The organism is Bacteroides sp. BFG-637, from assembly GCF_024793605.1.
Taxonomy (GTDB): Bacteria; Bacteroidota; Bacteroidia; order Bacteroidales; family Bacteroidaceae; genus Bacteroides; species Bacteroides vicugnae.
The window spans coordinates 2,649,782-2,663,959 of record NZ_JANUPD010000002.1; the positions used below are offsets into that span (position 1 = coordinate 2,649,782).

Consider the following 14,178-nt stretch of genomic DNA (forward strand, 5'->3'; position numbering starts at 1 on the left):
TGATTTATTACACATAGAAAATCGAAAAGAAAGATGATACATATAAAAAGAAATATTTGTCTGGTGGCTGTTTCTTGCACTCTTCTTGCAGGTATACCTTTGCAGGGGGTGGCGCAAACGGGAAGAACGGCAAAGGTGCAGGCCACACAAAGCAATAAGATAACAGTGTCGGGTACGGTATTGGACAAGACGACAAATGACCCGTTGATCGGTGTGTCTGTTGTCGTGAAAGGAGTGGCCAATGCAGGTACGATTACGGATATGGATGGTAAGTTTACATTGAAACTGCCGTATGCAGAAGCTCCGTTGGTGTTTTCCTATCTGGGTTACCAGCCGCAGGAAATTGTTCCCGGTGCAAAGAAGGAACTGACTGTCTTACTACAGGAAGATACGAAAGCCCTGCAGGAAGTGGTTGTGGTAGGTTATACCAAACAACGTAAAGAAACCATGATCGGTTCTGTTGCTACCATTACGACAAAAGATTTGACGCAGAGTCCTACGGCTAATATCAACAATGCACTTGCCGGACGTCTGCCTGGTTTGATTGTAAACCAGTATGCGGGTGGTGAACCGGGTGTTGACCAAAGTGAATTGTTTATCCGTGGTAAGGCAACTTACGGTAATCAAAGTGCTATTGTCATTGTCGATGGAATCGAACGTGACATGAGTTACCTCGCACCAGATGAAATTGAAACATTCACTATTCTGAAAGATGCTTCCGCTACTGCCGCTTATGGTATCCGTGGTGCAAATGGTGTAATCGTTATTACCACCAAACGTGGTAAAGCAGCGGAAAAGGCAACCGTGAATCTGAAAGCCTCTATCGGTATTAACCAGCCGATCGGTTTCCCCGAATATTTAGGTTCTGCCGATTATGCAACCTTATATAATGAGGCCAGATTGAACGATGCCAAGATGACGGGTGCAGACATCAGCAGTTTGAACCTCTTCTCTCAACAGGCGATTGATAACTTCCGCCGCGCCAAAGGAGATAACTCCGATGGCTTGGGATATGACTGGGATTATTATGATTTTGCCTTTAAACCGGGCTTGCAGGAAGATGTAAGCCTCTCCATCCGTGGAGGTACGGACAAGGTACGTTATTATGTATTGGCTAATTACTTCTCACAAGGAGGTAACTACAAATATGCGAATGCTGGTGAATATGACTCACAGACCAAATTCACCCGTTACAACTTTCGTTCAAACATTGATATTAACATTAATCGTTATTTGAGTACCCGTCTGGACTTGGGAGCCCGTATTACTGACCGTAATGCACCGGGTACAACGGCTAGTCGCCTGATGACCATCTGTGCAACTCAACCTCCCTATCTGCCCATTTTGGTGGAAGAAAACTCGCATCCGCAGAATGAGGAATATATTCAGCAGAACCCTCGTGGAATGCTTTATGGTGACAACATCTATCGCTACAATCTTTTGGGTGAATTGAGCCGTACGGGTTATTTGAATGAGAAGAATACTTATCTGAACGGTAGTTTTGCGATGAATCTGGATATGGGATTTCTGACGAAAGGATTAAAGGCGGAACTGATGTTTTCTTATGATGCTTCCGAAGGACGATGGATTAACCGCAAACTGGATACTTACAAGGATGGATATCGTGAATATCCGAAGTATGCAACGTTTATGCCGATTGAAGGTTCAGATGCTTATATGACTGGCGGCCATTATACTGGTGCTTATAAAACAGGTAACAAGTATGATATTGACCAGACTATCGGTAACGGATTCAGTCATAATGCTTCTGATGGACGTACTTATATACAAGCACGTTTGGATTACAACCGTTTGTTTAGCGATCGTCACGAAGTGACAGCCATGTTATTGGCAAACCGTGGTAATCGTACCGTTAACAATGAGCTGGCTTATCATAGCCAAGGTATCACCGGGCGCTTTGCTTATTATTATAATCAGAAGTATCTGATGGAATTCAATTTCGGTTACAATGGTTCCGAGAATTTCGCTCCGGGCAAACGTTACGGATTCTTCCCCGCGGGTTCAATCGGTTGGGTAGTCTCAGAAGAAGAATTTATGAAAAAAGCTTCCTGGGTTGATTTCCTGAAAGTAAGAGCTTCTTATGGTTTGGTAGGTAGTGACAATGTCAGCAGCCGTTTCCCTTATCTGGCTTTCTATGGTGGTGGTAGCGGTTATGATTTCGGTAATAACTTTGGTACAAATGTAGGCGGTAATTCCGAAGGTAATCTGGCTAATGCAAGTTTGACTTGGGAGAAAGCTCGTAAACTGAATGTCGGTATTGATTTTACTACCCTGAATCAAAGGTTGGCATTGACGGTAGATGCATTTTATGAATATCGTTTTGACATTATTACGGATATGAACGGTGACGGTATCATGGGATATCCGGACATTGTAGGTAAGGATGCGGCTTTACAGAATCTGGGTGAAGTAAGCAACCGCGGTGTGGATATCGAATTGAGCTGGAACGATAAGATTGGAAAGGATTTCCGTTACTATATCCGTCCGAACCTGACTTTCTCCCGCAACCGTCTGGAATATAAAGCGGAAGTTGCCCGTAAGAATTCCTGGCGTAAAGAGACCGGTAAACGTTTATACGAAAACTTCGTCTATGTGTTCGATCATTTTGTAGCCGATCAGGAAGAAGCTGACCGCCTGAACAAAATCGGTTATCAGCCGTGGGGACAATTAATTCCGGGAGATGTTGTTTATAAGGATTTGGATCGTAACGGAGTGATTGATGATGAAGACCGTACGGCAATGGGAAATCCGCGTAGTCCGGAACTGATGTTCGGTATTCCTTTCGGTTTCCAGTATAAGAACTTTGATTTTAGTGTATTATTGCAAGGTGCGACAAAATCATCTATTCTGTTGAATGGGGCTGCTGTATTTGACTTCCCGCAATTTGAACAGGATAAGATCGGACGTGTGAAGAAAATGCATCTGGACCGTTGGACACCAGAAACGGCTGCTACTGCCAAATATCCGGCATTGCATTATGGAACACATGATAACAACAAGAATGGAAACAGCAGTTTGTTTTTGTATGATGCTTCATACCTGCGTCTTAAGAATGTGGAAATTGGTTACAATGTATCGCCCAAATTATTACGTAAATTCCATGTGCAACAGGCACGTATCTATGTGCAAGGTCTGAATCTGTTGACTTTTGATAAACTGGGTGATGTGGATATCGATCCGGAAACGAAATCCGGAGACGGAGCTTCCTGGTATCCTATTCAAAAGGTATTCAATTTTGGTATTGATATTACATTCTAAATAAGATAGAAATATGAAAAAGTTATATAGATTTTTAGCAATTGCTTTATTGGTCCTGCCTTTGGTCTTTACTTCCTGTAGCGATTACCTGGACCGGGACGATGATGATAATATTACGGAAGCGGACGTTTTTGCCCGTTACGAAAAAGTGAACGGACTAGTCTCCGACGTATATGCGGCTGCAAAGAAAGCAGACCGTCCGTTGGTATTCTTCGAACACTTCAGCAACAGTGCCATTACGGACGAATGTGAAGGAACCAACGTAGAGGGAAACATAACGAATAACTTCAATAACGGCGCTTGGAACCCGAACTCTTTGCCCGGTAGTTTTGGACAATATTGGGAGGCTCTTTATGAAGGAATCCGTAAAGCGAATCTGATTATAGAAAATGTACAAAAATATAACACTCCTGATAATCCTCAACAGGATGGTGATCTTCGTAACCGTATCGGTGAAATGTATTTCATGCGTGGTTATTTCCACATGTTGTTAATGCGTATGTATGGCGAAGCTCCTTATATTGATCGTGTGATTAATGCCGGAGATAATATGGACTTCAAGAAAGAGTCTGTTCATTCGATGGTCGAGAAGATTGTGACGGATGCGCAAACAGCTTATGGCATGGTTCCCAATAAATATGTGAAAACTTCTGAGAATTTCGGTCGTGTGGATAAGGGAGCCTGTCTGGGATTGATTTCTTTTGTTCGCTGGGTAGCAGCTACTCCGTTGTGGAATGGTGCTTCTCAATATGGATATAACCTGCGTCGTGTGTTCGAAGATGAGTATGCTTACGATGCTACTCGTTGGAGAAAAGCAAAAGAAGCGGCCAAAGCCGTTTTGGATTTCGAAGTCGGTGGCACCAAGCGTTATTCTCTCTATACGAAACATGACGCAAATGATTTCAAGGATCCGGCTGACGGTAATCTGAATGACAGCCGTGTATATGCTCGTTTGTGGGATATGTTTTATGATATGGATGCCTTTGCCAATGAGTATGTGTTCTTTATGACGAAGAGCAAGGATCAGGCATGGCAGGGAGATATTTATCCGCCTAGCCGTGAGGGAAGTTCGCGACAGCAACCGGTGCAGGAACAAGTGGATGAATATGAATATATCGTAGGTGATTATGGTTATCCGGTGTATTCGGCAGAAGCCCGTAAAGGTGGCTATGACGATGCTAATCCGTATGTGAAAGGTACTCGTGACCCGCGTTTCTATCGCGACGTAATTTATCACGGAGCTCCTTACCGTAATAATAAGAACGAGTCGAAAACGATCAATACCGCGAGTGGTTCCGATAAGATTGGTGCTACCAATGCAACTACTACTGGTTATTATTTACGTAAATTCCAACAGGAGTCATGGAACAAATCCGGTAATTTCAGTATCAATGCGCCCGCCATCTGGCGTCTTCCGGAGTTTATATATATTTATGCGGAGGCTTGTAATGAATTGGGAGAGGATATTGATGAAGCTTATAAATTGGTGAATACGGTTCGTGAACGTTCTTTTATGAAACCGATGCCGCCGGAAGTAAAAACGAATCAGCAGTTGATGCGTGAATACATTCAGCGCGAACGTCGCGTGGAACTCTTTTATGAGGGAAAACGTCCGTGGACTTGCCGTTTGTATTTGGAGCCGACAAGTAAGGAAGAACTGGCAAAGGAAAGCCTTTGGAAATCTAGTGGAAGCGACAACTCAAAACGTACACAGAAATACTGGGCTGCCAATAACGGTGCATTGCCTCGTTGCCAGCGAATGATTAACGGAATGCGTCCGGTACAGGATGAGAATGGAGCGATTACGGTTGACGGTGTGAAATATAGAATGGAGCGTTTCTGCGTGGAAGAACGTACTTTCTCTATTCAGCATTATCTGTTCCCCATTCGCCAGAGTGAGTTGCAGAAGACACCGACCATTGAACAAAATCCCGGATGGTAAACCGGTAGGAATGTATAACTTTAAAAAGAAAATCAGATGAAACGAATCTATACATATATGTGTCTGTTGCTTTTGTCGGTATTATCGTTTGCCGTTATAGGTTGTGATGACGATGATGATGACGATGTGGCTAAAGACTTGATAGAGTTGATTGTGAATAAACCGGTGATACGTATCGGGCAGAATGAGGAAGCCAAAGTGAATGTAGTGGTTGGAAACGGAAACTATACCGTGAGAAGTTTCAACACTGCCATTGCAACGGCTACTGTTTCCGGTGAATTGATAACTGTAAAAAGTGGCTCACAGAATGGAGCCACTACCATCGAAGTAATGGATGGAGAAGGAGTAGCTGCCAATATCTCTGTGAATGTAGGTGTATTTGAACTGGAAGTGAATGAGCCGGAGGTGATCTTGGAAGTTTCCGGTGAAAAGCAGTTGATTGTCAGCATGGGGAATTTTTCCAGCAATGATGAATTATCTTATGAGGTGGAGGACGAAACGGTTGTCAGCATGGTCAATACAGACCAGTTCCGTCCTTTCTATACTTTGACAGGCTTGAAGAACGGACATACAACAGTGACTTTTACAGACCATAAAGGAAAACAGGCAGTGGTTCAGGTGACGGTAAATCCGATTTCTATTGATGTCTCCAATCTGACACCGAGAGTGGGAGTCAACAATAAGATCATGATTACGGTAGAAAAAGGAAACGGAGGTTATAGTCTGACAGCAGAGAATGAAGAGATTGTAGCTATTCAGCAGGTGGATGACACTCGTTTCAATTTAATAGGTAAAAAAGCGGGTATCACTACCGTGTTTGTCAGAGACGAAGCGGAGCAGGAATTAAGTCTGACTGTAACGGTGGTACAGGCAGATAAAGTAGCGAACCTGGGTAGCGGTAATTACTTTAAAGTACCGTTTGAATATAATGGTACGGCAGATGAATCGCTAAAGAATTTGAGTACGATCACGTTTGAAGCCCGTTTCAACATTGAGTCGTTGAATGGAGATGACAATGGAAATGCCCGGATTAATACAGTGATGGGTATAGAGAAGAAATTCCTGCTGCGTGTCGATGTGCATAAAGGAGGAAGCAATAATGAGGAACGTTTCCTTCAGCTTGCTGCAGATGATAAAGGCAGTATCCGCTATGAAGGTTCTACCAAGATAGAAACTAATAAATGGTATGATGTGGCTGTGGTATTGGATAATAGTAAGAGCGGAAGTGAACGGATTGCATTGTATGTAAATGGTGCCAAAGAAACGCTTCAATTATCAAACGGTACGCCGGATGATTTGAAAGAGATCAATCTTACTTCTGATTTCTACATCGGACAGTCTGATGGTAAACGCCGGTTGAACGGAGCTATCAGTTATGCCCGTATTTGGACAAAAGCCTTATCGGAACAACAAATTTCCGAGCAGAGCGGCAAGTTGTTGAGTGAGGATAAGGATGGAATGGTAGCTAATTGGTTGTTCAATAATGGAAATGGCAATACTAAGACATTTGTGTCTTTGGTAGGAAAGAGTTTTGAAGCAGAGGCGGCAAATATCGTTTCAAGTTGGAAAGCAGATCCGATATTGGAATAAAAATAAAAAAAGCCATCCCCGGAATAGACGAAAGTAGGGATGGCTTTTTTTGTAGTGTGCTTACTATTGTTCAGCAGACTATGTCCTGCTTGTTGTTGGCAAGGTTATTCCTTGACAGGCACAGCCGGTTTGTCTTTAGATGCAGTGTCTGTGACAACTGTATCATTGACATTAGCGGCTAATGCAACCAGTGATGCCGTTGCAGGCTCGTCTTTTTTAGTTACAGTATCTTTTACTACTGTATCATTGACAACTGTCGCATTGACTTCTGTCGGGGCTGTCACAGCTTCTGCAGAACTCTGAGCCTTTACAAGGAATGAACCACCACAAACAAACATAAACATTGCTACTACTAATACTAATTTTTTCATAATCGTTTGCTTTAAAGATTATTAGACATATGTTTTCAATTCTCTACTTTTGTGTTAAGGAATTGGTTATTACTTTTTCGCTAACGTTTTATTAAAGATCAAAGCGCGTGCCAAAAAAATAGCGATATGCTAAGTAGTTGATAAATAAAGGTGTATGTGATTTCGAAAGGCGTAGGACTGTGTAGAACCGTATGTGGAATGTGTGGAAATAGTGGCGGGGAGTGTGGAATTATTCCACACTCCCCGCCACACTCCTTTTGTTTGGGCAATCTATTTTATTTCGTCCGGCCAGGGACAAGGATTGCCGGTAGCTTTGGAAGTAGGTCGTTGTGCATCTACTTTTCTTAGATAGTCTCCTAACTCTTTGGAAAGTTTTTTCACGATATCCGGATGTTGTGCACTAAGGTCGTTGCTTTCACCTATGTCATCAGGGATATTGAACAACTCTTTCTTGCCTGTTCCATAGTAATAAATCAATTTCCAGTCGCCGTTACGAACGGCACAATTGAAGTTGATTCCGGGACCGTCATTTCCCCAGTTGTTAGGCATATTCCAGAAAAGGCTCCGGCCTTTGGAGGGATTGCCTGTCTGTTTCAACAGAGGTATGAAGCTGATTCCATCTATTGGCTGGACTGTTTTGTATTTTTTGATTCCTGCCATTTCGAGGATAGTGGGGTAGAAGTCCTCTATCAGCAGGTAATTGTCGCATTTGCTTTCTGGAGCCACTACACCCGGCCAGCTGACAATCATCGGTTCGCGAATACCACCTTCATAGGTAGAGCCTTTGCCACTGTTCAAAGGATAATTCTGTGTATTCAATTTGCCGTCACGCCATTGGGGTTCGGAGGCAAGTCCTCCGTTATCACTCATAAAAATGATAATCGTGTTATCAGCTTCTCCATTCTTTTCCAGCCAGTTCATTAAGTCGCCAAGGCTCTTGTCCATGCCTTCAATGAGCGTTGCATAGGCAGCTTCGTGGTCAGTCATCCCTTTCTTCTTGTATTTGTCATAGAAACGTTTATCTTTGTTCAGCGGGATATGGATGGCGTATTGAGCCATATACAGGTAGAAAGGCTGGTTGTATTTCTTTGCCTTATCCAATGCTTTAATAGCTTCCAAAGTCAGCGCTTCGGTTACAAAAGTTTCTGTACCCCAATATTTTTCAAGCCCGGGAACAGCCATCAATGAAACCGGTTTCCCTTCTTTGGTATGTCCGTAATTCTCTTCTCCAAGATAACTGGCAAGCCCTCCGGCGGCATGTCCGGCGATATTGACTTCAAATCCCCAATGATGCGGATCTTCTCCCGGCGTGTCTATGGCACCGAAGTGGGCTTTTCCGCAATGGATGGTATGATAACCGCTGTCTTTTAGGAGTTGTACGAAAGAGGTTCCGACAAAGGTGTTATTAGTGCCGGCTACTTGACTTACTCCGTTATAGTTCCAATCCGGAACATCCAGTAATTTGTCTTCGCGATCCGTCTTTGTATTCTTTTGCAGTGTCCAATTGGTTACCCGGTGGCGGGCTGCATTCGTTCCGGTGATAAGACTGCACCGGGAAGGAGAACTGATGCTGCTGGCATACGCTTGGGTAAACATCATTCCTTGCCGGGCGAGGCGTTCCATATTAGGTGTTTCATACAGTTCGTTGTAACGTGTCTTTTGCGTCCAGAATGGGAGGGAAGTGTCTTGCCATCCCATATCATCCACCATAAAGAGGATGATATTCGGACGTTTGTCTGTGCATTCACTTCGGAGACTGCCGTTGTTCTGTGCCTGCAAATAAGTTGCGGCCAGCGGCAAAAGTGTGAGAGGAAATAGAGCTTTCTTGTTCATGGGGGGAGTTTTTGGGTGTTATTTCTTTATTTCAATTATGCCTATCTTGTTGATGGGGATACTTCGTAATTACTGCTTTCCGTTAGAATCAACCCATACTATATTCAAAACATTCTGTACCATACAATTCATCAATCCCAGCTGCATACGATGGGCTTGATGTTCTAATGCGAGGTTACAGTACTTTGCCTGTCGAACGGCCTGCGTTCCGTCCATATAAAACGGGAGCGTGAAAGATTGGTTATCTATCTTTAAAAAGTCAAATCCATACTCTTTCATGGTGCGGATGGTTCTTTTCATGTTTCCGATTTTATTGGACGGAGTATGCACTGAAATTGATAATATCCGGTAATGCGGTAGATTCGAGTACAGTCAGTCTTAGTGCCGTTGCTTCTACCGGTTCAAACTTTTCAATCCGTTTGTGGCCTACGGATTCTCCTGTGCAGACGGTTTTCCATTTGCCGTTCACTTTCGCTTCTACTTTATATTGACGGATGCGTTCTCCATTTTTGATGTTCTCCTGGATGATGCAATAGTTTACGGGTTGCTTTTTGCCAAACTTAAGGGGCAGGCTTTTCTTCTGTCCTGCGGTTTGTGCTATCGGTGAAGCGAACCGGCGATTGATTTCATCTCCCATTTCTTTGAGCCGTTGCACGTCTCCGGTGGGAAGTAACCCTGTGGGGTCGGGCGTAAGTCCAAGGATTAGCGTGGCGTTTCTTCCTACCGATTTTTCATATTTGTCCATTAGCACGTCCACCGGGTAAATATTGTTTTCGTCATCTGGTTCCCAAAACCATTCGTGACGTCCGTTAGCCCCTCTTAATGGAGTGTCTGCCATGGCGGGAACCCAATATTTGCCGTCCTTGCTTCCGTGTTTTAGCAACTCCAAAAGGTCTTTGTCTTGTTCCAAACGCTTATGGTGCGAGCAGGGAGCGGGAAAAGTAGACCAGCAAGGATAGCCCACAGTACCGGTTTCCGACCCTCCCCAGCGGAAGTCGGCACGGTCTATATTATGGTAAAACAAACAATTCGGTTGGTATTTGTTCACGATAGGTTCCACATCCGGACCGTCACTGCGCGGGTCATCGGCTCCACCGTCAAACCATATCATATAGAGATCGCCGTAGCGGGTGCACAGCTCGGTAACCATTCTCTCGCACAGGCGTTTATACCATGTCTGGCGGTTGACTGCGAATTCTCCTTCTCCTTCGGCTTTGAAATTGTGGATGCCTAGCAGAGCATTCCATCGTACACCGACATAAATGCCCGGTTGCACACCATATTTGCGGCAGGAGTTCACGAAGTCGCGTACAATATCTCCTTTGCCGTCCCGCCATTTCACGGCTTTCAGGCAATAAGGGTTGACATCACTTTGCCAAAGACAGAAGCCGGTTTCGTGACTGGTTGTCAGCACAGCGAATTTGCATCCGGCAGCTTTGGCGGCTTGCACCCATTGGTCGGTATTCAGTTTGGTAGGATTGAATATGTTGTAATCTTCGATGGGGTTAATGCGGTTGTTGCCTTGCTCATAGCGGATGCCGTCGAACACATGCAGGTCGTAGTGGAAGACGGCTCCTAATTCCGCCTCATGCCATTTTAGTTGGTGAGGCTTGGGGACAGGGATGTTCTGCTGTTGTGCGAGACAGGTAACTGTGCAAAAGATAAAAAAGAATAAAGTAATGTAGTTTCTTCATGGTCTTTAATTTATTTATTAGGGGGTCAGATAATTGGCAAATGAATCATGGGTATGGTGTAGCCATTTCTTGAGTTGTTCCCGGAACTGCCGGACTAACTTGGGGGAGTGTTCGGCTATATTGTTTATTTGATATGGGTCTTTTGTGCGGTCGAAAAGAACTGTTTCGTCTATAATACCATTTTGGGCATGTACTACAAAGGTATGGGTTGCTGTGCGTAGTCCGCGATAACCTGTGGCATGATTGTCGAACTGTACGAAATAATAAGGTTGTATGACCTCTCTTCTACTTTCGCCGAGGATTTCCCGGGATAAGTCGAATGTTTGTACCGTTTCGGGAATCTCTTTCCGGAATCCCATCATGGATAGGAGAGAAGGATATAAGTCGGCGAAAGCAATCATCAAATGTTCGTCTTTACGCGGCTGAATTTTTTCTGGCCAGGAAATAATCATGGGGATACGCATAGACTCTTCATAAAAAATATCTTTCCCTGCATGGTTGTGAGCACCCATACAGATGCCGTGGTCGGAAGTAAACACTATAATCGTATTCTTGAAGAGCCCGTTTCTTTTTAATTCGTCTACGATACGTCCTACGTTCTCGTCCACTCCTGTAACACATGCATAATAGTTACGTATGTTGTCTCTGAAATAGTCACCCATTTCAGTCCCTTTGGCAGGTATATCGGGGCGATTGGCACACAAAGCTTCTACATTCAAGTCCCTATACATGGCTTTATAGTTGTCGGGAACCAGTTCATAACCTGTATGTGGAGGATTCATTGAAACGACTAATGCGAAAGGCTGCTTATTCTCTTTTTGTGCCTGAATGTATTCGATGGCTTTATCTGCCTCATAGGCAGGTCCCCATTGGTTTACATAATAGAAACTATCGCGTGGGGCGGTAGTATCCCAATACATGGGCTTTAGATGGTAATCGTACGTCCCGTAGGCTATCCAATGATCGAAACCATGACGACGTTCGGGCGGACACCATTCGTTCCATGCTACTTTACCGCGGTTGTTGTAGGTGTCTACATAAGGTTTATGAGGAGAATCCAAGTGCCATTTACCTATATATCCGGTCTGATAGTTCATTTCTTTCAGTACGTTGCTCCAGCAGCGGGCTTCTTGAGGAAGTTCTACATCATAGGGGGCAGTTTGTGAATTACAATTGCCTACCACCTTATTGTGGAGCGGATACATACCTGTCATCAGCATGGCCCGTGCCGGTGATGAAACGGGATAACTGCTGATTGCATTGGTCAACAGGATTCCTTCGGAAGCAAGTTTATCCAGACAAGGGGTTTTTACAGGTTCTTTGCCCACACAACCTAATGCATCTCCCCGATATTGGTCGGCCATGATAAAGACTAGGTTAGGGGGGACCTGTGATGAAACTGGAAGAATCGGAGCAGCAAGTGCTGCTCCGATTATCCATGTCCGGTGATATATCATACTTGTTGTAATACTCATAATGGCAAAAATAGCTTTTTATTTCTAATGGATTATGATTTATATTGAATTGCTACTGATTTGCATAGAGATTGGAGCCTATCGGCCATCCCGGATTCTGATATACAACCGAAGTGGTTGGGTCTCCTCCTTTCACTGGTGTCGACATGCGGAAGACGTCATAAGAAATCGGGGTAAGATAGTTTGCTTCTTCAAAGTTATAGCCATTATTGCTGATAATTAACTCGTTGAAGGCATATGGCCGCAGATATTTGCTATCATAGATTTTCAATCCCAGTTGCGTCTGATGTACATAATACTCCTCTTTCTTATATTCTTCCCAGTTGAATCCTTCCACTATATAATTCTTCATTTTATCTAGTGAACGCCAACGGAATAAATCGTCTTTGCGCATACCTTCAGCTATAAACTCACAACGGCGTTCACGTCGGATATTATAAAGCAGTCTGCTGACTTGTTCATTGCCCGACCATACAGCCAGGTCATTTTCTTTGTTCAGGTCAGTGTTGTCTATGGTCTTTTGATAATCATCTGATACTCCCGCGCGTTTTCTTAATGCTTTCCAGTATTTCTGGCTGTTTGCATCTATGGAAATTCCTCCGTTTTTCATACAATCGGCTTCCATATAGTTGAGGAATGCTTCTGAAGCACGGAAAATCATATAAGCCAATGGCGAATTATCATTCATAGTAACGTTGCTGTCTCTCCATCCTTTGCGTACCATATAACCGGTAGTGGAATGAGATACGCTTTCATATGAATTCAGCAAGTTGACATATCTCATGATACCTGTCTGGTCAAGGTTTGCTCCCCTCCATATGAGATCTCCCGGTTTGGAAGTTGATTGTACCAGGCGCAGATCTCTGTTTTTCATCACATCTTCAATACTTGCGTCACCCTGATATTCTGTGTTGCCGGTTGCGTAAATAGGCAAACCGTTAGTGGTCAGGAATGTTTCCATTAATGAGCGTGTGTATCCTCCGTCTTTGCCGGCACAACCTTGGGCTTCTGTTTTTTCTCCGTAGTAGATACTATGATACGTACCCTCCACCTTGCTGTTGACTGTTGCATCTACGGCATACATACGCCATAACAATACTTCTTTATTGGATGATAAATCATATTGGTTGAACAAATTCATGTAGTCTTCAATTTTATCGGTAATATTGGGTAGAAATGCTTCTGCTATAGGTTTTGCTGCCTCCATTGCCTGTGTCAGGAAAAAGTCTGTTTCTGTGTCCAGATTACCATCAAATGTTCCTCCCGGCCATCCCGGACCACCCGGTACGCGGGCTGTTCCTTTGTGATAAGTCTCCCAACTGGCTTCCATAAAGAGCAACACGTGACTTAAACAATAATGCGGATTCCTGATTCAACCGGTGATTGGTTAATGCATTGCTACGGGGAAAAAGACGGCTGATAGCTTCATCCAGATCGCTAAGAATAAAACGTGCTACCTCATTACGTGGCTTACGTTTGTTTGCTTCCACATTGGCGGCATAGTCATCAGCGGTAAGTTCTTCCGTAATGATAGGGAAGTCTCCAAACTTTCTTAGGTATTCAAAGTAAATATAGGCACGGAAGAAATACATTTCGCCTATATATTGCTGTGTTTCATTGGTATTATTAAGTCTTCCGCTTTTCAGGTTCTCAAGAGCATAGTGCAGGAAGTGGTTACAATCCCGCAAATGTTCCTGCCGGTTATAGCTGCCATCTGTTGCTACTTTGATGCGCTGGGGCAAAAAGAGATCTTTCGGTGCGTCTGCTGCCTGATTATCACTCGTTTCGTCATCATTGAAAAGATTGACATCTTTATAATCGGGGAGCAAATCATATTTTTTATTGCAATATGCCTGCAATTGAATCGGTTCGGTGAAGAATCCTTCGTCCGTATTGTCTGTCAAGGGTTGCCTGTCGAGAAAGTCACTGCATGAACTCAAAGTGAATGAGGCAGCCATGAATGAAAAGAATATATATTTTAGTTTCATAATAAT

10 protein-coding genes are annotated in these 14,178 nt (G+C 43.7%); 3 read left to right on the forward strand and 7 right to left on the reverse strand.

Features of this window, described 5'->3' with window-relative positions:
• Nucleotides 1–33 precede the first annotated feature (33 nt).
• From NXX38_RS10310 to NXX38_RS10320, 3 genes are read left to right on the forward strand one after another with little or no spacing between them, the layout of a single operon-like run.
• Nucleotides 34–3,279, forward strand: coding sequence for a TonB-dependent receptor (locus NXX38_RS10310; RefSeq protein ID WP_195649260.1), 3,246 nt, complete (start codon nt 34–36; stop codon nt 3,277–3,279).
• 13 nt (nt 3,280–3,292) lie between these two features.
• On the forward strand, nt 3,293–5,221 hold the full coding sequence (locus tag NXX38_RS10315) for a RagB/SusD family nutrient uptake outer membrane protein (RefSeq protein ID WP_258979414.1): 1,929 nt from the start codon (nt 3,293–3,295) through the stop codon (nt 5,219–5,221).
• Between the two features lie 36 nt (nt 5,222–5,257).
• On the forward strand, nt 5,258–6,811 hold the full coding sequence (locus NXX38_RS10320) for a LamG domain-containing protein (RefSeq protein ID WP_195649258.1): 1,554 nt from the start codon (nt 5,258–5,260) through the stop codon (nt 6,809–6,811).
• 104 nt (nt 6,812–6,915) lie between these two features.
• On the opposite strand, the gene NXX38_RS10325 is transcribed toward NXX38_RS10320, so the two are convergent.
• The 7 genes from NXX38_RS10325 to NXX38_RS10355 all read right to left on the reverse strand — a co-directional run bounded on the left by NXX38_RS10325 (nt 6,916) and on the right by NXX38_RS10355 (nt 14,172).
• Complete coding sequence (locus NXX38_RS10325) at nt 6,916–7,182, reverse strand: hypothetical protein (protein ID WP_167511699.1); 267 nt, start codon at nt 7,180–7,182, stop codon at nt 6,916–6,918.
• A 270-nt stretch (nt 7,183–7,452) separates the two neighbouring features.
• Nucleotides 7,453–9,015, reverse strand: a complete 1,563-nt coding sequence (locus tag NXX38_RS10330) for a sulfatase (RefSeq protein ID WP_195649257.1) — start codon at nt 9,013–9,015, stop codon at nt 7,453–7,455.
• 69 nt (nt 9,016–9,084) lie between these two features.
• Entirely contained in the window at nt 9,085–9,315 is a 231-nt protein-coding gene (locus NXX38_RS10335) for a hypothetical protein (protein ID WP_370540815.1), read from the reverse strand.
• 10 nt (nt 9,316–9,325) lie between these two features.
• Nucleotides 9,326–10,696, reverse strand: a complete 1,371-nt coding sequence (locus NXX38_RS10340; RefSeq protein WP_258981919.1) for an alpha-L-fucosidase — start codon at nt 10,694–10,696, stop codon at nt 9,326–9,328.
• 30 nt (nt 10,697–10,726) lie between these two features.
• A complete protein-coding gene (locus NXX38_RS10345) occupies nt 10,727–12,184 on the reverse strand; it encodes a sulfatase (protein ID WP_229128594.1) in 1,458 nt (485 codons plus the stop codon).
• Between the two features lie 52 nt (nt 12,185–12,236).
• Nucleotides 12,237–13,514: a RagB/SusD family nutrient uptake outer membrane protein gene (locus tag NXX38_RS10350; RefSeq protein WP_258979415.1), complete on the reverse strand. Its 1,278-nt coding sequence runs from the start codon at nt 13,512–13,514 to the stop codon at nt 12,237–12,239.
• Nucleotides 13,435–14,172, reverse strand: coding sequence for a RagB/SusD family nutrient uptake outer membrane protein (locus NXX38_RS10355; RefSeq protein ID WP_258979417.1), 738 nt, complete (start codon nt 14,170–14,172; stop codon nt 13,435–13,437). Before NXX38_RS10355 ends, NXX38_RS10350 begins: the two co-directional genes overlap by 80 nt.
• Nucleotides 14,173–14,178 lie beyond the last annotated feature (6 nt).

What these genes read in the sequence shown, in the direction of transcription:
- NXX38_RS10310 (WP_195649260.1), top strand. Translation starts at nt 34, where the DNA reads ATGATACATATAAAAAGAAATATTTGTCTGGTGGCTGTTTCTTGCACT.
- NXX38_RS10315 (WP_258979414.1), top strand. Translation starts at nt 3,293, where the DNA reads ATGAAAAAGTTATATAGATTTTTAGCAATTGCTTTATTGGTCCTGCCT.
- NXX38_RS10320 (WP_195649258.1), top strand. Translation starts at nt 5,258, where the DNA reads ATGAAACGAATCTATACATATATGTGTCTGTTGCTTTTGTCGGTATTA.
- NXX38_RS10325 (WP_167511699.1), bottom strand. Translation starts at nt 7,182, where the DNA reads ATGAAAAAATTAGTATTAGTAGTAGCAATGTTTATGTTTGTTTGTGGT.
- NXX38_RS10330 (WP_195649257.1), bottom strand. Translation starts at nt 9,015, where the DNA reads ATGAACAAGAAAGCTCTATTTCCTCTCACACTTTTGCCGCTGGCCGCA.
- NXX38_RS10335 (WP_370540815.1), bottom strand. Translation starts at nt 9,315, where the DNA reads ATGAAAAGAACCATCCGCACCATGAAAGAGTATGGATTTGACTTTTTA.
- NXX38_RS10345 (WP_229128594.1), bottom strand. Translation starts at nt 12,184, where the DNA reads ATGAGTATTACAACAAGTATGATATATCACCGGACATGGATAATCGGA.
- NXX38_RS10350 (WP_258979415.1), bottom strand. Translation starts at nt 13,514, where the DNA reads ATGGAAGCCAGTTGGGAGACTTATCACAAAGGAACAGCCCGCGTACCG.
- NXX38_RS10355 (WP_258979417.1), bottom strand. Translation starts at nt 14,172, where the DNA reads ATGAAACTAAAATATATATTCTTTTCATTCATGGCTGCCTCATTCACT.